Here is an 18,493-nt window from a genome sequence, read left to right as displayed (position 1 = left end):
TGTAATTTATAGAAAGGGGGAAATTTCGTGCTTGATCGAAAACAATTAATTGACACTTACTCTCAACGCAGCACTAATCGCAAATGGTGTCAGTGTCATAGCTCCCATAAACATCGCCCCTAGTATTGCAAGCTGACCGTTATACGCCATTCCAAGTGAAGCAGCGTCAATAGCCGAGGTCGCAAAGATCAATACGGGAATGTACAGCGGTAAAACCAACAAGCTGAGTAGCACGCCCCCTTTTTGTAGACCGACTGTCAACGCGACACCAATAGCACCTATAAAACTCAACGTTGGTGTACCTATCAGTAATGTTGTAACAACAGCCAGCCAAGAATTCATATCAAGAGAAAGTAAAATAGCCAGCAAAGGGCTAATCAGAATCAACGGTAAGCCTGTCAAAACCCAATGTGCAATCACTTTTGAAATCACGACTATAGGCAATGGGACAGGCATTAACATCATTTGTTCCAGTGAACCATCCTGAAAGTCATCCCTGAATAATCGTTCAAGAGATAACAGTGCAGACAGCAATGCCGCAACCCAAACAATACCAGCAGCAATACGAGCTAGCAGGTTGGGTTCTGGGCCAATACTGAGTGGGAAAAGTGTAATCACTATGATGAAAAACCACAGTGGATTGAATATGTCTGCCTGACGGCGAAACGCTATAAGCAATTCACGTCGAATAATGCTGTTCATTGTTGCAAACATAGCTAATCACCCAGTTTTATTTTTCTTAGTTTTGGATTGTCAGCGAACATGTCCTGATGCGTTGTAAGTATCACAATGCCACCATCTTCAGCATGACTAAGGAAGAGAGATTCCAGAACTTTCACTCCCTGTTTATCAATCGCCGTCAGCGGCTCATCCAAGATCCAAAGTTTATGGTCGCTCAGCCACAAACGGGCCAATGCAACTCGACGTTGTTGTCCAGCAGAAAGCTGAGCAACGGGTACATCTTCACGACCCACTAACCCTACTTTCATCAAAGCGCTATAGATAGTCTCTTTACCTACAGGCTTACGAGAATGAATATTGAGATAGAACCTTAAATTTTCATAAGCAGTTAGCTCACGCTTCACACCTGTTTGATGGCCCAAAAACAGCAGATCCTGATGATAAGCATCTCGGTTTGACTCAATATTTTCGCCGTTCCAGAAAATCTCACCACTATCACGATCTCCGAGCCCAGTTACGATACGCAACAACGTTGTTTTGCCCGTACCATTTCGGCCTTCAATCTGTACTAACTCACCGGAATTTATAGTAAAAGATAGGGATTCGAAGAGAATTCTTTCATCTCTGATGGCAGTCAGTTGAGATACTTCTAACATGAACGTTCACTACATAAATTTCGTGCGGGTATAGTACCACAGCCGTACTCACACAAAATAGAATTAGCCCCATACGAATCACGAAACTCGGTAAGATTCTGTTAATAATCTATCACAGCCCCATTTAACTACCACTAAATGGTTACAAATGAACACAAAAAAAGGATGCTGTTTGCATCCTTTTTCAATCGTTATTTTCTCGCGCTTTTTCGCCGCACTGATGTTTTTCGTTGTTCATTGCCAGCTCTTAGGGGAGGAATCTTCTCTTTCCCTGCAATCTTCTTTTGCAAGGATAACATCAATTCAGCTTCAGCTTTAGGCAATTCACACTCTTCAATAAGCTCGTTAACGTCAGCGCCTAACTGAACCATTTTTGTGGCTCTCGAGTACAATCGACCATCACCATCTTCCTGTTCTAGTTCTGATATTCTTTCATTCAGGTGCTGGATGAGATCCTGTTGCTCACTGACTCGTTGCCCTAAGCCGACAACCACAGAGCGTACTTCAAGCAGTTGTTTTGTAGCCTTCTGCAGCTCTTTATCGAGGTGGCGATTCTGTTGCCGCCAATGATCGGCCATTAGCCGCTGACTTTTCTTAATTCGAAAAAGAGCCAATACAAACAACAGTACAACTAACGCAATAGCTCCTGCGATCACAGGAGCATTTGCAAATACAACTGCATCCATTACAGGTGAGCCATCTCATCCCATTCTTCGTCAGTCAGAAGTTTGTTCAGATCAACCAAGATTAGTAGCTTACCGTCGCGGTTGCTCACACCCTGAATGAACTTAGCACTTTCATCAGTACCAACACTTGGCGTGGTATCAATTTCAGAAGAACGCAAATAAACCACTTCCGCAACACTATCCACTAGAATACCAATCACCTGATGTTCAGATTCAATCACAATGATGCGCGTATTATCGGTAATTTCACCTTCCATCAAGCCGAAGCGTGAACGAGTATCGATTACCGTTACGACGTTACCACGTAGATTAATAATACCTAGAACATAATCAGGGGCGCCCGGTACAGGAGCAATCTCTGTATAGCGAAGTACTTCACGTACCTGCATTACGTTGATACCGTAAGTTTCTTCTTCTAGCTGGAACGTCACCCACTGAAGTACTTCGTCATTGGACTGATCTTTTCTTACTTCGACTTCATTAGTTTGAGACATACCTATTCCTCTCTAAGCCTAAATCGGCATAAATGTTTTATTTATCTAAGGCTTTTACATCAAGTCCTGCATTAAGCATAGCTATCAATGCTTCAACATGGATCAAAGCACACATTTTTTCTTTAACCATTCCAGCTAGCCACGGACGCTTCCCTGCCGTTTTGCGCCAGCGGACTTTCTCTGGATTAAGCGATTCTGTTCCTTTTAGCTGTGTTGAAGCGAGCCCCCACATACTTTCATCTAGCATCACTATGTATTGATATTCATCCTTATAGCTATCATCTATCAGCTTTTCGGCCATCACCCACTTTGCCGTGTCTACCACATCTAGCTGAGCCTCTCGGCTTGTTTGGAGGCCTAAATACCATTCAGGACGCCCTATCAGATGATTCAATTCCGCTATTCGGTGTATACCACCTAGTTCGTCTAGGGGAACCGCAAAAGTCACGCTATTCACATCAAAGTAAAGTACCTGAAACTCTGCGTCACGCTCAGTCGAATGCCAAATACCTAATGCGCTGCCACCAGCTTGAGTCTCAGGTTCGACAGAAGCTTCTTCTGCCAATTCAACTTCTGGCTCTTCAATTTGAATTTCAGCTTCTGATTCTACTTGGATGGTTTCTTCAACAAGGTCAGAAGCGTCCAACTCAGCCTCAACTTTCGGCTCGTCTAAGTCAGGAACTTCAACTTCCCAATCCTGAACTTCTTCAGCAACCTCTTTGGCTTCAGCAATCTGAACCGTGTTTTGCTCCATCACCTCTTCAAGCTGAAGCTCTGCAACAGGGTTGGTGGACTCCAGTTGTTCCAGCAGTCTTTCCACATCATCTAAATTGGGAACTTCTACTTCCGCAGTTGGTGCTGAATAGTAGCTTTTCTCTTCAACTGACTGAACAACGGGCTCCAGTTCCATCTCTTCCGGCGCTGGTAAGGTATCTGGAGCGCTTTCGGGAACCTCTGACAATTCTTCAATTTCAATTGATTCGTCGAGTAACGCTGAAAAATACTCATCCAGCGCTTGTTCACTTGAGAGTAAAGTATTGCTACTCATCCACTGCTAACCTCTCTAAATAGATCAACAGTTGCTTGTATGCGAAAACACCCCGACTACCCGATGCAAAATGTGAAACTGGAAGATGTTTTAAACTGGCATCTCGGAACTTGGTATCGATCGGTACAGCCGATGTCCAAACCTGATTAGGGTAATCCTTCTTCAGTTGCTGTAATGTCTGCAATGATGCTCGCGTTCGCTTATCATACATTGTCGGAACAATGGTTACTTTAAATTCACGATTACGCGATTTTTGCATAATCGCCAATGTTCGAACCATACGCTCCAAGCCTTTCATCGCCAAGAACTCTGTCTGGACTGGAATCAATATACGATTGCTCGCAGCCAACGCATTGACCATCATGACCCCTAAAATCGGCGGGCAATCAATGAGCACATAGTCATAATGCTCTTTTATTGCCATTAGAGCTCGCTTGAGGATCAACCCCATTCCACTGCGATTGCCCATTACACGGTCAAGCGTCGCAAGCGACATATGGGCAGGTATTAAATCAATGCCTTCAATATCTGACTTCATGACCAAAGGTAAAACGCTTTGTTCACTAAACTCTTTGAGTTGGAAAAGATCGAACAGGCTTGAAGCCACACCGTCGGAGTCATAACCTAAATACGTAGTCAGAGATGCATGCGGATCCGTATCTACAAGTAGAACGCGTTTTCCTTGTTTGCTAAGCAAACCAGCCAACGTGATCGTCGTTGTCGTTTTACCAACACCGCCTTTCTGGTTTGCAATACTCCAAACAATCATGCGATACCTCTACGACAGGCCAACTTCTACCAGAATGCGCTCAGCAATGCGCTCTAATGGTAAGTCTTCGGTGGAAATACCCGCTTTAGCCACAGCTTGAGGCATGCCATAGACAACACAACTCTCTTCGTCTTGCGCCCAAATTGTTGAGCCTGCGCTTTTCAACATACGAGCGCCTTCTCTTCCATCTGCTCCCATACCAGTCAGAACCATTGAAAGTACTTGATCAGAATAGATTTTCGCTGCACTGCCAAAGGTTACATCAACACAAGGCTTGTAATTCATTCGCTCACCGCCATCGATGACACGTAACTTTGCAGAGCCAGGGCGCCCGTCAATCATCATCTGTTTACCACCAGGCGCTAGGTATGCAACTCCTGGTTTGAGCGCATCGCCATCGGCCGCTTCTTTAACCTGAATTTTACATAGCGAGTTTAAACGACTCGCAAACGCAGCCGTAAACGTTGCTGGCATATGCTGAATCAACACGATTGGATGCGGATAGTTAGCAGGTAGCTTTGTAAGTATTTTTTGTAGTGCAACAGGCCCTCCGGTGGAAGTTCCGATTGCAGTCAGCTGGTATTTTTTGCCACTTGCTTTAAATCTCGCAGCTGAAGACGGCTTAGAGGCGGTCGCTGCTGGGCGCGTCGGTCGCTGCGTGGGAGCTGTCGACGTAGAAGGTTGCCTTGCCGTCGGAGTAGCCGTTGGTGCTGGTTTTGCCGCAGGGCGACGCATAAAGGTACGGCGTGACGAGATTTGAATTACGCGCTGCTGTAACAGAGAAACTGCATCATCACGGTTACGTGCAATATCCTCAAACTTCTTCGGCAAAAAGTCCAATGCACCTGCATCAAGCGCATCTAACGTTGCTTTAGCACCATCATGAGTCAAAGAAGAGAACATCAAAATTGGAACCGGACTTTTTGCCATGATCTCACGAACGGCTGTTATACCGTCCATGACTGGCATTTCAATGTCCATAGTAATGACGTCTGGCTTCAATCTGATCGCTTTTTCGACCGCTTCTTTACCATTGGTCGCAACATCCATCACCTCTAGTCTAGGCTCTGAATTGATTATTTCACTGACTCGGCGACGGAAAAAACTCGAATCATCTACCACTAAAACTTTAATCGCCATAGCAATCCTTTTTTGTTCTACGACTTAGATTCGAGAAGCAGCTGCATACTGCTTAAGCAAATCCGGCACATCCAGAATTAGAGCGATATGACCATCGCTGGTAATCGTTGCACCTGCCATTCCTGGCGTGCCTTGAAGCATGCTATCAAGCGGTTTAATAACCACTTCTTCTTGCCCAATCAAGGTATCCACAACAAAACCAACACGTTGGCTACCGATCTGGACAATCACAACATGCCCATGACCTTTACGAAGCTCTACATCTCCAGCTTGAGGCGCTAACCAATTCTGTAAGTAGAACAACGGAATCGATTTTTCACGAACGATAATAGTCAACTGACCGTCTACGACGTTAGTCCTGCTCAAGTCGAGGTGGAAAATTTCATTCACGCTTGCCAGTGGTAGCGCAAACGGATGTCCAGCAACACCGACCATCAAGGTAGGAAGAATAGCCAGAGTTAACGGAACTTTAATCGTAATCTTAGTTCCTTTACCCATTTCTGAATCGATGTCGATGGAGCCATTAAGGGTGTTAATAGCGGTTTTCACCACATCCATACCCACACCACGACCAGAAATGTCTGAGATTTGTTCTTTACTAGAGAAGCCAGGCATAAAGATCAGGTTAAAACATTCTTTATTGGTCAAGCGAGAAGCTGCATCCTCATCCATGATACCGCGCTTGACCGCAATGCCTCGAAGCTTATCTGGGTCCATACCACCACCATCATCTACAATGGCTAATTCGATATGGTCGCCCTCTTGAGAAGCAGACAGGATAACTTTACCCGTTCTCGGCTTACCGGCCTTGACTCGGTCATCAGGCATTTCAACGCCGTGGTCGACAGAGTTACGTACCAAGTGAATCAGTGGATCCGCTAGTGCTTCAACTAGATTTTTATCCAAGTCTGTATCTTCACCACGCATCTCAAGATTAATATCTTTCTTCAGACTACGAGCCAAATCTCGAACAACACGAGGAAAACGACCGAATACCTTCTTTATGGGCTGCATGCGTGTTTTCATCACAGCGCCTTGAAGATCAGCAGTAACAACATCCAAGTTCGCTACCGCTTTTGACATTTCTTCATCATTGCTGTTGAGGCCCAAACTTAGTAGTCGGTTACGAACAAGCACCAATTCACCGACCATATTCATAATGGTATCTAGTGTTGATGTATCGACTCGAACCGTTGCTTCCGCTTGAGGTTTTTTAGCTTGTGTCGCTGGCGGCGCAGCTTCTTTTTTAGCCGGCGGTGCAGCTTTCTCTTTTGGTTTTGGGGCAGATGCAACTGTTGAAGCTGCAGGTGCTGCCGCCTTAGGAGCTGGTGCCGCAGCTTTTTGGGCTGAAGCCGGCTTAGCAGGTTCTGGGCCTTGCTCTACATTTTGTGTTGCGGGCTTAGTTGCTGCATCAAGCTCTTCAACTGAAGGCCCCTTACCTGAACCGTGTAAATCATCAAGTAGCTTTTCAAACTCAGCGTCTGTCATTAAATCGCTATCGCCACCACTGGCAGCAGCTGCAGGTGCAGGCGTTTCAGGTTTACTCGGCGGTGGCGGGGCAGGAGTGGCTGCCGAACCTTCACCGGGAGCTTTCCCGCTACCATGTAGCTCATCTAAAAGCTTTTCAAATTCATCATCAGTAATGTCACCGCTCATATCACCATCAAGCACAGACGGAGCGGCCGGAGCTTCTGTTGCTGCAGCGGCTTCAGAGGTCCCTGGTGCACTACCTTCACCATGAAGCTCGTCTAATAATTTTTCAAATTCATCTTGTGTAATTTCGTCAATAGAACCAGCGGACACGGCTTGCGTACTAGGTGCTTCTGGTGATGCTGCCACTGGTTCTGAAGCGACAGGCTCTTCGACAATAGGCTCTTCCACCACTGGAGCAGCAGGCGCTTCTGCCGTAGGTTCCGCTTCATCTTCAGTTTGAGGTTTGCTTAGACGATGCAACTCATCAAGCAGTGCTTGGTCTGCTGGAGTCAGAGGCTCTCTATCCTGTACTGCCTGAAACTGCTCGTTAACAGTATCCAGTGCATTCAGCATGGTATCCATTAGACTTGCTGTTACCTGACGCTGACCGTTACGCAAAATATCAAACACGTTTTCAGCACCGTGGCAGGTATCAACCAGTTCGGTTAATGATAAGAAACCCGCCCCGCCTTTGACAGTGTGGAAACCACGAAATATTGCATTTAAAAGGTCTTTGTCGTCAGGGTTGTTTTCTAGTTCTACCAACTGTTCAGAAAGAAGCTCTAGTATCTCGCCAGCTTCAACCAAAAAGTCCTGTAGAATATCTTCGTCTAATTCATAGCTCATAAGTTACCTCTAAAACCCAAGACTTGAGAGTAAGTCGTCGACTTCGTCTTGTGATGAAACCGCATCTTCCCTTTCATGAGGGTTGAGTATTGGCCCCTCTGGGTCTATCGATGATTTGTTCTTATCGTTTGCAGCGTCTTGTAGTTGACTTGCGCCAAACGCTGTCAGAATTTCCACTAGTCTCTTTTCAACTTCATTAACGAGGGTAATCACTCTACGAATGATTTGACCTGTCAAATCTTGAAAATCCTGCGCCATTAGAATTTCTGTTAGCTGCCCTCTAAGCTCGGAGCTATCTCCTTCTACTTCACCAAGTAGACCATCAATGCGATGGCACAGAGCTTTAAATTCTGCAAGTTCAATACGCCCATGCATTAATTCGTTCCACTGAGGGCGGACCTGGAGCAACCCTTCATGCAGGTTGTCTGCTATTGGCATGCAGCGGTCAACAGCATCCATGGTTTTATTCGCCGCAGTTTCTGTCTTATCAATGACATACTGGAGTCTGTCCCTAGCATCAGGGATTTCATCGTTCGCAATCTCACTCATGCGTTCATCAATGCTAAATTGCTTGATAGATTCGTGAAGATCACGCGTCAGCTCGCCTATTTCCTGTAGCATTGGATTAGAAGAGCCTTCGTGTATGTCTTTGACAAGTTGGTCAGCTTCTTTCTGCTGATCGTTTTCTAACAACTCTACGAGGTGCTTTGCCTGTTCTAATGAAATCATTCTGAATTGGCCTTTCGCGTTACGTCGTCAATTCCTTGACTTATAAACGCTCAAAGATTTTATCTAATTTTTCTTTTAGTGTAGCTGCGGTAAATGGCTTAACGATATAGCCATTAACACCTGCTTGCGCAGCTTCAATGATTTGTTCGCGCTTCGCTTCTGCTGTGATCATAAGAACAGGTAGATGCTTAAGCTCCTCGTCGGCACGAATATGCTTCAGAAGGTCGATACCTTGCATACCAGGCATGTTCCAGTCTGTTACTACAAAGTCGAACTCACCTTTCTTAAGCATTGGTAACGCCGTTAAGCCGTCATCCGCTTCTTGAGTATTATTGAAACCCAAGTCACGAAGTAAGTTCTTAACGATACGGCGCATTGTTGAAAAGTCGTCAACAATAAGGATCTTCATGTTTTTATTCAAAATTGCCTCCACTGAGTTCGATATCAGTGATTTTTAGTCATTATTTGTCCAAACACTCAACTTTGTGCGTAGACGCTGCATTGATTGGCTTAGTATTTGGCTAACGCGCGACTCGCTAACACCAATAACTTCGCCGATTTCCTTCAAGTTTAACTCTTCATCATAATAAAGCGAAAGTACTAGAGCTTCTCTTTCAGGAAGTGATTTAATTGATTCTACTAGTGCAGTACGAAAATATTCATCTGCGACGCCCTGAAAAGGGATATTTTCTTCGTCAGCATCTTCGTGCGATATCGCATCTTCTGACACACCTAAATCGTCAATACCAATGAGACGAGAACTGTTAATATCCGTTAATGCACTGTGGTATTGCTCAAGGCTCATTTCTAAGCGCTTGGCGACCTCTGCATCGGTTGGGTCCCGATTGAGTTCACCTTCTAACTGCGCAATGGCCTGACTGATTTCTCGACTGTTTTTGTGTACTGAGCGGGGAACCCAATCCCCACGGCGTATATCATCAAGCATAGCACCACGGATGCGAATGCCAGCATAGGTTTCAAAACTGGCGCCTTTACTGCCGTCGTAGTTCTTTTGAGCTTCTAATAAGCCGATCATTCCGGCTTGAATTAGGTCTTCGACCTGTACGCTCGGAGGTAATCGCCCGAGCAAATGGTGAGCAATGCGCTTTACCAGCACCGAGTATTTTTCTAAAAATGCTCGCTGGCTGTCTTGATTTGCGTATTGGTCATAGGTCAATGCCTTATTCACCAAATGGTTCCTCTAACATCTCTGTTCTATGAAGTAAGCGTTCTACAAAAAACTCCAGATGTCCACTCGGTGTCTTAGGAATTGGCCAAGTTAGCGCTTTATTTGCTAACGATCCCAAAGCTAATGACGCTGGCGAGCGAGGGAATGCATCCACGACAATCTTTTGTTTTTTCACAGCTTGTCGAACTTTATCATCCAATGGAATACATGCTACGAGCTCAAGGCTAACATTCAAGAATCGCTCTGTGACCAAGGTCAACTTTGCGAACAATTCTCTCCCTTCACGATAGCTTCTGACCATATTTGCAACAATTTTAAATCGTTGAACTTGGTGTTCTTTACTCAAAAGTTTGATCAGAGCATATGCATCCGTGATAGAAGTCGGTTCGTCACAAACCACAACTACCACATCCTGAGCTGCGCGTGAAAAGCTCACTACCATATCTGAGATCCCGGCAGCAGTATCAATGAGTAACACGTCCATCTCATCTTCTAGGCTGCCAAAAGCACGAATTAAACCGACATGTTGCGCATGAGACAATTCGGTCATTGACTGAGTGCCAGAAGTCGCCGGAATAATTTTTATTCCATACGGTCCTTCAACAATAGCATCTTGTAAGTCACATTCGCCTGCTAATACATGGCCGAGGTTTTTCTTCGACCGTATACCCAGCATTACATCAACATTTGCCAAACCAAGGTCAGCATCAAGCACCATGACCTTTTTGCCTTGGCGCGCCATACATATCGCCAGGCCTAAAGTCACATTTGATTTACCCACGCCGCCCTTACCACCAGTAACCGCAATTACTTTAGTCAGTGAAGGTTGTGTTAAGCGGCGTAGTCCGCTTGCTTGGTCTTGTATCATATTCTTAGTCATAATCGTCCGCCGCCTAGAACCTTTCTGATTCACTATTCCAATAGTGAGGTTCGTCATCTGTCGACTTCTCTAACAATTCATTTGCCTTCGCAACCATGTACTTAGGCTGCGCTATCACTATGTCTTCTGGAACTCGCTGTCCATTCGCGATATAAGCCACAGGTAATGAGTTTTGTACTACGACGCTGACAAACTCCCCTAGGCTTAACGACTCATCCAGTTTGGTGAGAATACAACCCGAAAGTGGAATTCTCTTAAAGTGGTCGATGGTCTCTTGCAGTACCTTTCGCTGCGCGGTAGCAGGTAAAACTAGGTAGCTATGAATCACTTCACCGCTTTCATGCATGAGCGTATCAAGCTGCTCTGATAAGCGAACATCACGCTGTCCCATACCTGCTGTATCAACCAGAATTAGGCGACGATTTCTCAATTGATATATTACATCGGCTAACTCTTTGGAATCTTTAGCAACTTTTACAGCACATCCCATAATGCGACCGTAAATCGATAATTGCTCGTGTGCACCGATACGATAAGTATCCGTTGTAACTAACGCGACGTTGTCTGAGCCAAACTCCATTGCAGCTCTTGCTGCAAGCTTGGCAACCGTCGTCGTTTTACCCACACCTGTAGGCCCTAGTAAGGCAACCACGCCACCACGCTTAAGAATATCCTGTTTGGAAATAGGAATTTGGTCCGAAACTAGACCCAGCAACGCTTTCCATGCTTTTGTTGGTGGCGTATCTTCAGGAATATAACATGCGAGTTGATCCGCTAGCTCAGCAGAAACCCCCATACGTTCAAGTCGTTTAATCAACATCGCACGAAGAGGTTCGCGGCGCTCAACTTCCTGCCACATAAGTCCAGATACTTGATGCTCAAGAAGTCGGCGAATTGACGTCATCTCTTCACGCATATCTTCAAGATCTTCGCCGCGCACATTCTGCTCTTCGGCACGACTGCGTTCATAACGTGTCGGGTCAAGACGTGGAGCTGGTCGCTCTGCGCTTCGGTCTTCTGCAATGAGTCGGGCTAACGGAGAGTCTTCACGTACCTGAACGCCGTTATTATCCCCTCGAGCAGCAGATTGTCTCTTAAGTAATGCCGATAGTGAGTCCGCACTTTCTGGCTCATTGCCATCGGCTTCTCCAGCACCATTACTGTATTGCTTAAGCATGGTAGCAAAGCGCTTCGTCATGGAGCGGCCTGAGTCCGCCTTACCTTGCAGACTCACTCTATCTTCGTCTAACTGACGTTGCTTGGGAGCTGGCGCGCTCTTCATATTCGCAGCGGCCTGAGAGTTGTTGTAGCGAGGTTGGGAGTTATAGTTAGCGCCTGAGCGCGCCGCGGCTGTCTCATTGTCGACCGCCGCAACAATCTCCACACCACCAGCGACTTTTTTATTAGACATGATAACCGCATCATCACCTAACTCCCCTTTGACTTGGAGTAAGGCGGTCCGCATGTCTTTGGCAAAAAATCGTTTAATCTTCAAAGTAGATATCCATCTATTCACGCATTACTGCTAGTTACCAACGGCTTGAACAATACGTATTTGTTTCTCGTCTGGGATTTCCTGATAAGAGAGCACTCGCAGCGATGGGATTGTGTTCTTCACAAACTTAGCCAATGTTGAACGCAATACGCCAGAGGTCAGAAGGACGGCTGGCTCTCCTTTCAACTCTTGCTCTTGAGTTGCCTGAGTTAAAGAAGATTGTAGTCGTTCTGCCAAACCTGGTTCGATGCCTGCAGACTCTCCCCCAGATGCTTGCATTGTTTGATGCAATATTTGTTCCAGCTCTGGAATCAATGTAATAACTGGCAACTCTGGCTCTATTCCATTGATTTCCTGAACAATTAATCGTTTTAAAGAAATGCGAACGGCTGCTGTGAGGATGTCAGGTTCTTGACTCTTGCTTGAATATTCAGCCAAGGTTTGGACGATAGTTCGGATGTCTCGGATAGGTACCGCTTCATTAAGCAAGTTCTGTAATACTTTCACCACAACGCCAAGCTGAAGCTGATCCGGCACAAAGTTCTCTACCAATTTAGGCGCACTTCGTCCAAGCATCTCTAGCAGGTTTTGCACTTCCTCATGACCAATCAGATTTGAAGCGTTGTTCGTTAGTAGTTGGCTTAAATGAGTAGCAAGAACGGTAGAAGAGTCCACGACGGTATAACCAAGTGCTTGGGCGTGCTCTCGCTGCTCATCTTTGATCCACACCGCCTCAAGACCAAAAGCAGGGTCAATGGTTGGTTCGCCTTCCACCATGCCATATACCTGCCCCGGGTTAATAGCCAACTCCATATCAGGGCGAATCTCTGCTTCACCTACTGCAACGCCCATCAAAGTAATCCGATAACTATTGGGAGTCAGCTCCAAGTTGTCGCGAATGTGGACCGCAGGAATAAGAAAACCAAAATCTTGAGAAAGCTTTTTGCGAACCCCTTTAACCCGTTCTAACAACTCGCCTCCTTGGTCTTTGTCCACTAACGGGATCAAGCGGTAACCTACCTCAAGACCAATGATGTCAACGGGTTGAACGTCATCCCAAGACAATTCTTTAGGTGTCGGAGCATCTTGCTCTGTGGTGGCTGGTAGATTGGATTTCTCCGCTTCCTGTTTCTGTTTTCGATGAATCCAGTACGCACCAGCACCTGCTAAAATCGCAAGCAACAGAAACGCAAAATGCGGCATACCAGGAACGACACCCATCACGCCAAGAATACCAGCGGTAATCATCAGTGCTTTCGGGTTGTCGAACATCTGGAACACAACCTGCTGTCCCATATCTTCGTCAGTGTTCTGACGAGTTACCATGATTGCGGCACCAATCGACAAGAGTAGCGACGGTATCTGGGCAACCAAGCCATCACCAATAGTCAACAAGGTATAAATCTGGATGGCGTCACTGAATGCCAATCCATACTGGGCCATACCAATCGATAGACCACCGATGATGTTGATAAACAAAATCAGGATACCTGCAATGGCATCACCCTTAACAAATTTTGATGCACCGTCCATCGAACCGTAAAAGTCAGCTTCTTTCGTCACTTCCTGGCGACGAGTGCGCGCTTGGTCTTGATCGATCAATCCTGCGTTCAAGTCAGCATCAATCGCCATTTGCTTACCTGGTAAAGCATCCAAGGTAAAACGTGCGCTCACTTCAGAAATACGGCCTGCACCTTTGGTCACAACCATAAAGTTGATGATCATCAGGATGAGGAAGACAACAAGACCGACGGCATAATTACCACCAATCACCACGCTACCAAACGCTTCAATCACACTACCTGCCGCTCCGGTACCTTCGTGGCCATACAACAAAACAACTCGAGTTGAAGCAACGTTCAACGCTAGGCGCAGTAAGGTCGCGATAAGAAGTACGGTTGGAAACGCAGCGAAATCTAATGGCCTACGGGTGTAGACTGTGACCAATAACACCACCATCGCCAGTGCGATGTTAAATGTGAAGAATAAGTCGAGCAGGAATGGCGGTATTGGCAGCACAACCATCGCCAGTGTCGCCAATACCATGACAGGCGCACCTATCGCTGGCATCGCTCTCTGAGGGATGGGAGGTAACTTATCCGCGAACGGCAATGTAAACTTCATAGAAGAGAAATCTATAATTTAACCAAAATTAAGGGACTTAGGCGGTTATGCAAGTTCCAGTCCATAAGTCCTGTCAATTTTATGGCTAAACAGAAAAGTCGCAGAAAGCTGTAACTCATTGAATTACATTACTTCCTACACAAGCAATGTACTTTAAGGTTGGATATTAAAAATCAGCTCACCACGTCGTTTATTCAGATCGTAATCAACACATACGATACCGGAGGTAGGGAACATCGGTGGCACCATATCTGGCACAAATTCCGCCGTCAGATAGCCGACCAATGGCAAGTGTGAGACTAAAAGGATCGATTCAAGACCTTCCACTTCAGCAACCGCTGCCACATAATCGGCCACATGTGTCGATTCACCATATGGCGTGATATCTTCAAATGTTTGGATTTGTTTGGCATTGAAACTTCGGGATACTTCCTGCCAGGTTTGTTGGGCCCGCAAGTAAGGGCTTACTAGTACTTTATCAAACTGGGCATAGCCTTGTTCTGCACAAGCTCTGGCCACTGCGGCTGAGGCAGTGCGTCCTCTTTCTGTTAGCGCACGCTCAGCGTCAGAAGCTGCGTAATGCTCTGCTTCTCCGTGGCGCATTATAAATATTTTCATGGCTTCTTCCTAAATCGGTGACTGCTTACTAACCGCAATTGTTATTCTTTAATACACGGACTTTTGCTGTCCGTTTAAAAATAATTATATCAAGTACCTTGCTAAAGACTTCGACTTTCTTAACAATCTTAAGGAATGGATAATTAAATTACGTATGCTTATATTTCTCAAAGAGATAGTTGGCACTCGTTCACATCCCGTACATACTAGTATCTAAGCATCTTCAGCGGAGAGACCCTTGTGCATATAAGCCCAAATGACACCAACCAATATCGCTACCTCACGTTGGAAAACGGGCTCAGAGTCTTGGTGGTTCAGGATCGCGATGCACAAAAATCAGCCGCCGCGCTTGCAGTCAATGTAGGGCATTTTGATGACCCGATGGATCGTCAGGGGCTCGCTCATTACCTAGAACATATGCTGTTTTTGGGTACAGAAAAATACCCTAAAGTCGGGGAGTTTCAAAGCTATATTAATCAGCACGGTGGCAGCAATAATGCTTGGACTGGCACCGAGCACACTTGCTACTTTTTTGACGTTACTCCTTCAGCCTTTGAGGATAGCCTCGACCGGTTTAGCCAATTTTTTACTGCACCACTGTTTAACCCTGAAGCGCTAGATAAAGAACGCCAAGCGGTTGAATCTGAATATAAGCTCAAACTTAAAGATGATTCTCGTCGTCTGTATCAGGTTCACAAGGAGCTGGTGAATCCAGAACATCCGTTTGCCAAGTTTTCGGTCGGTAACCTAGAAACACTAGGTGATCGTGATGGGCAGTCGATCCGTGACGAGATTGTCGAATTTCACTATCAGCAATACTCTGCGGATTTGATGACGCTAACCGTTATGGGTCCTCAATCTCCAGACGAGCTTGCGCTCTGGGTGGAAGAAAGATTTTCGTCCATCCCAACCCATGGTCTGGCGGGTAAATCTATCAGCACACCCTATACGGACGAAAACTCCACCAGCATTATGGTGAATGTGGAGCCAATCAAAGAAATCCGCAAACTGATTCTGACCTTTCCAATGCCAAGCATGAATGAGCATTATCGTCAGAAACCTCTCTCTTATTTCGCGCATTTGCTTGGTTATGAGGGTGAAGGCAGCCTGATGTTAGCGTTGAAGGAAGCTGGTTGGATAACTTCCCTTTCTGCCGGTGGTGGCACCAGTGGCAGCAACTATCGTGAATTTACGGTTAGCTGCGCGTTAACCACAGAGGGGCTTGGCTGTGTTGATGAAATTGTACAGGCGATCTTCTCCTATTTAACACTATTAAGCCGCGATGGGTTTGATGAGTGGCGTTACCTTGAAAAGCAGGCCGTGCTCGAGTCGGCTTTCCGCTTTCAAGAGCCGACACGACCATTAGACTTGGTCAGTCACCTTGTGGTCAATATGCAACATTACGCGCCAGAAGATACAATCTACGGCGACTTTATGATGAATGAGTATGACGAACCTCTGCTCAAAGAGCTGCTGCAATATTTAACGCCTGAGAACCTTCGCATTACTCTAATTGCGCAGGGCTTCAAGTATGATAAGCAAGCCCAATGGTACGCATCTCCCTACTCTGTCACTCCATTTAATTCAGAGAAGTTAGCCTACTATAAAGCAACAAGCGAATTGAGCTTTTGCCTGCCGCCAAAGAACCCGTTTATTTGTTACGACTTAGATCCGCAGCCCATCGATTCTCGGTCTGATATCCCTGAAATCATTGAAGAGCTTCCAGGCTTCAAATTATGGCACCTCCAAGACCATGAATTCCGCGTACCTAAAGGTGTTATCTATGTAGCGATTGATAGCCCGCATGCGGTCGCTAATCCGAGAAACATTGTCAAAACACGCTTATGTGTAGAGATGTTTCTCGATTCGCTGGCTAAAGAGACCTATCAGGCGGAAATTGCCGGTATGGGCTACAACATGTATGCCCATCAAGGTGGCGTGACGTTAACACTGTCCGGATTTAGCAAGAAGCAGCCCGAGTTGATGAAAATGATCCTCAACCGCTTTGCTAAACGTGAGTTCAGTGCCAAACGCTTTGAGACCATCAAAACTCAGTTAATCAGGAACTGGCGTAACGCAGCCCAAGACAAACCCATTTCTCAGTTGTTCAACGCCATGACTGGCCTGTTGCAACCCAATAACCCACCTTACGTGGCATTGTTGGGAGCGCTTGAAACCATTCATGTCGAAGAATTAGCCGAGTTCGTTCAGGAAATTTTGGCCGAATTGCATGTCGAGATGTTTGTTTATGGTGATTGGACTCGCACTGACGCAATCAGCCTCGGCGAGACACTCAAAGACGCGCTGAGAGTCCATAATCAACAATATGAGGAAGCACTTCGTCCTCTTGTGATGCTTGGTAAAAACGGGACATTCCAACGTTCGGTGGAATGTAATCAGGAAGATTCTGCCGTTGTCGTATACTACCAGTGTGACGATATCGAACCACGAAACATCGCCCTCTACTCGCTAGCTAATCACCTGATGTCAGCTACGTTTTTCCATGAGATACGTACCAAGCAACAGCTGGGTTATATGGTAGGAACAGGGAACTTACCACTCAATCGTCATCCGGGTATTGTGCTCTATGTACAATCTCCCAATGCCGCCCCTGTCGATTTAATTAGCTCGATTGACGAGTTTCTCAATGCGTTCTATATGGTGCTTCTTGAGCTCAACGAATATCAATGGCACAGCAGTAAACGAGGGTTGTGGAACCAGATTGCAACGCCAGACACCACCTTACGCAGTCGAGCTCAACGTTTATGGGTTGCGATAGGTAATAAAGATCGTGGCTTTAACCAAAAAGAAGTGGTGTTGGAAGAACTCAAGACACTTACTCGCGCTGACATGATTCGCTTTGTCGTGAACGAACTCAAACCCAGAACAGCGAACCGTCTCATTATGCACACTCAAGGGAACGCACATCATGAGTCCGCTCCGCTTGAATTAGGTTTTGAAATTGGCTCGATTGAGGAATTTCAATTGAGACCAAAAGACATCGATTTAGGCTGATTGCTCCGACTCGACAATCTTTTTCAATGAATGTGGGTGAAGCTTGATACAAATTCCATCGTGCTTAAATGCCACTGTTGGGTTGTTGAGTCGCTCGCCCTCTCCTTTCGGGCTCGATAATTTCACCTTAATTCCCTGCTCTCCCAGCTGATTCCAGTGTTTCGCAAGTTCTGGCTGTTGTTGCTTGATGCCCTGCAAAAATTCCTCTGCTGTTTCAGCTTGCGAAGGCACAACGAACTCGACGTGCTCCCATGACTGCTGCGGATAGCTTTTCCCCTCGGCTGGATAAGGCAATTCTAAGCACTCAATCGACCAATTTAACGCCTTCAAAGGCTGACTAAATTCAATCACAATGATCGGACGACCATTTATCACCGCATTTGATATTTCACAGCCTTCTTTTAACCATTCTTGATGAGCCAGTTTTGCCAATTCCAAGTCATTGATACGTAATGCAATATGATCCGCCTTAAAAGGACGTAAATTAATATGCAGTTTCTCGCTTAAACCTTGAATTTTATGCATAAAATCTTCAATCTTGCCTTTCATTTGTGAAGGCATCAATTCAGCATCCAGTAGTCTTTGAGACATTTTCATCTATCCAAAACGTTGATTTTTCCGCAATACTAGCAAGAACCTAAGGAAAAGTA

The 18,493-nt window shown here is 45.8% G+C and carries 17 protein-coding genes; 1 reads left to right on the top strand and 16 read right to left on the bottom strand.

The annotated features are described in order from the left end of the window. Window positions 1-45: 45 nt before the first annotated feature. From ccmB to sixA, 15 genes are all read right to left on the bottom strand, one after another. Window positions 46-714, bottom strand: coding sequence for a heme exporter protein CcmB (ccmB, locus tag FIU99_RS04555; protein WP_006959433.1), 669 nt, complete (start codon window positions 712-714; stop codon window positions 46-48). A gap of 2 nt (window positions 715-716) precedes the next feature. Next, window positions 717-1,337, bottom strand: a complete 621-nt coding sequence (ccmA, locus tag FIU99_RS04550; protein WP_006959434.1) for a cytochrome c biogenesis heme-transporting ATPase CcmA — start codon at window positions 1,335-1,337, stop codon at window positions 717-719. Window positions 1,338-1,528: 191 nt separating this feature from the next. Then, complete coding sequence (locus FIU99_RS04545) at window positions 1,529-2,023, bottom strand: DUF2802 domain-containing protein (RefSeq protein ID WP_006959435.1); 495 nt, start codon at window positions 2,021-2,023, stop codon at window positions 1,529-1,531. Next, on the bottom strand, window positions 2,023-2,517 hold the full coding sequence (locus FIU99_RS04540) for a chemotaxis protein CheW (RefSeq protein ID WP_006959436.1): 495 nt from the start codon (window positions 2,515-2,517) through the stop codon (window positions 2,023-2,025). The genes FIU99_RS04545 and FIU99_RS04540 overlap by 1 nt, the downstream gene beginning before the upstream one ends. Window positions 2,518-2,554: 37 nt before the next feature. Then, the gene (locus FIU99_RS04535; protein ID WP_006959437.1) at window positions 2,555-3,565 is read right to left on the bottom strand and encodes a chemotaxis protein CheW; all 1,011 of its coding nucleotides are present in this window, start codon (window positions 3,563-3,565) and stop codon (window positions 2,555-2,557) included. Beyond that, complete coding sequence (locus tag FIU99_RS04530; protein ID WP_006959438.1) at window positions 3,558-4,334, bottom strand: ParA family protein; 777 nt, start codon at window positions 4,332-4,334, stop codon at window positions 3,558-3,560. Before FIU99_RS04530 ends, FIU99_RS04535 begins: the two co-directional genes overlap by 8 nt. Window positions 4,335-4,343: 9 nt before the next feature. Next, window positions 4,344-5,474 (bottom strand): chemotaxis response regulator protein-glutamate methylesterase, encoded by a 1,131-nt coding sequence (locus FIU99_RS04525; protein WP_006959439.1) that lies wholly within the window; start codon window positions 5,472-5,474, stop codon window positions 4,344-4,346. Between the two features lie 24 nt (window positions 5,475-5,498). Beyond that, window positions 5,499-7,793: a chemotaxis protein CheA gene (locus tag FIU99_RS04520; RefSeq protein ID WP_006959440.1), complete on the bottom strand. Its 2,295-nt coding sequence runs from the start codon at window positions 7,791-7,793 to the stop codon at window positions 5,499-5,501. A gap of 9 nt (window positions 7,794-7,802) precedes the next feature. Beyond that, entirely contained in the window at window positions 7,803-8,522 is a 720-nt protein-coding gene (locus FIU99_RS04515) for a protein phosphatase CheZ (RefSeq protein ID WP_006959441.1), read from the bottom strand. 40 nt (window positions 8,523-8,562) lie between these two features. Continuing rightward, complete coding sequence (gene cheY / locus FIU99_RS04510) at window positions 8,563-8,931, bottom strand: chemotaxis response regulator CheY (protein WP_019277848.1); 369 nt, start codon at window positions 8,929-8,931, stop codon at window positions 8,563-8,565. A gap of 45 nt (window positions 8,932-8,976) precedes the next feature. Next, entirely contained in the window at window positions 8,977-9,711 is a 735-nt protein-coding gene (locus FIU99_RS04505; protein ID WP_006959443.1) for an RNA polymerase sigma factor FliA, read from the bottom strand. After that, window positions 9,704-10,591 (bottom strand): MinD/ParA family protein, encoded by an 888-nt coding sequence (locus tag FIU99_RS04500; protein WP_019277847.1) that lies wholly within the window; start codon window positions 10,589-10,591, stop codon window positions 9,704-9,706. The genes FIU99_RS04505 and FIU99_RS04500 overlap by 8 nt, the downstream gene beginning before the upstream one ends. Before the next feature lie 13 nt (window positions 10,592-10,604). Continuing rightward, complete coding sequence (gene flhF, locus FIU99_RS04495) at window positions 10,605-12,086, bottom strand: flagellar biosynthesis protein FlhF (protein WP_006959445.1); 1,482 nt, start codon at window positions 12,084-12,086, stop codon at window positions 10,605-10,607. A 30-nt stretch (window positions 12,087-12,116) separates the two neighbouring features. Next, window positions 12,117-14,210, bottom strand: a complete 2,094-nt coding sequence (gene flhA / locus FIU99_RS04490; RefSeq protein WP_039951694.1) for a flagellar biosynthesis protein FlhA — start codon at window positions 14,208-14,210, stop codon at window positions 12,117-12,119. 153 nt (window positions 14,211-14,363) lie between these two features. Next, complete coding sequence (sixA, locus tag FIU99_RS04485; protein WP_006959447.1) at window positions 14,364-14,828, bottom strand: phosphohistidine phosphatase SixA; 465 nt, start codon at window positions 14,826-14,828, stop codon at window positions 14,364-14,366. Between the two features lie 240 nt (window positions 14,829-15,068). Between sixA and FIU99_RS04480 the strand changes: the two genes are divergently transcribed. After that, window positions 15,069-17,843: an insulinase family protein gene (locus FIU99_RS04480; RefSeq protein WP_152472052.1), complete on the top strand. Its 2,775-nt coding sequence runs from the start codon at window positions 15,069-15,071 to the stop codon at window positions 17,841-17,843. Here the strand turns inward: FIU99_RS04480 and FIU99_RS04475 are convergent. Then, window positions 17,835-18,434 carry a VOC family protein gene (locus tag FIU99_RS04475; protein WP_006959449.1) on the bottom strand — a complete coding sequence of 200 codons (600 nt, stop codon included), beginning with the start codon at window positions 18,432-18,434 and terminating at the stop codon, window positions 17,835-17,837. The two genes, FIU99_RS04480 and FIU99_RS04475, sit on opposite strands and share 9 nt — an antisense overlap. Window positions 18,435-18,493 lie beyond the last annotated feature (59 nt).

Origin of the sequence: Vibrio sp. THAF64, assembly GCF_009363455.1 — a bacterium.
In the GTDB taxonomy this organism is placed as follows: Bacteria; Pseudomonadota; Gammaproteobacteria; order Enterobacterales; family Vibrionaceae; genus Vibrio; species Vibrio coralliilyticus.
The sequence above is the reverse complement of the archived record's forward strand: the minus strand, read 5'-3'. Positions and strand labels throughout refer to the sequence as shown.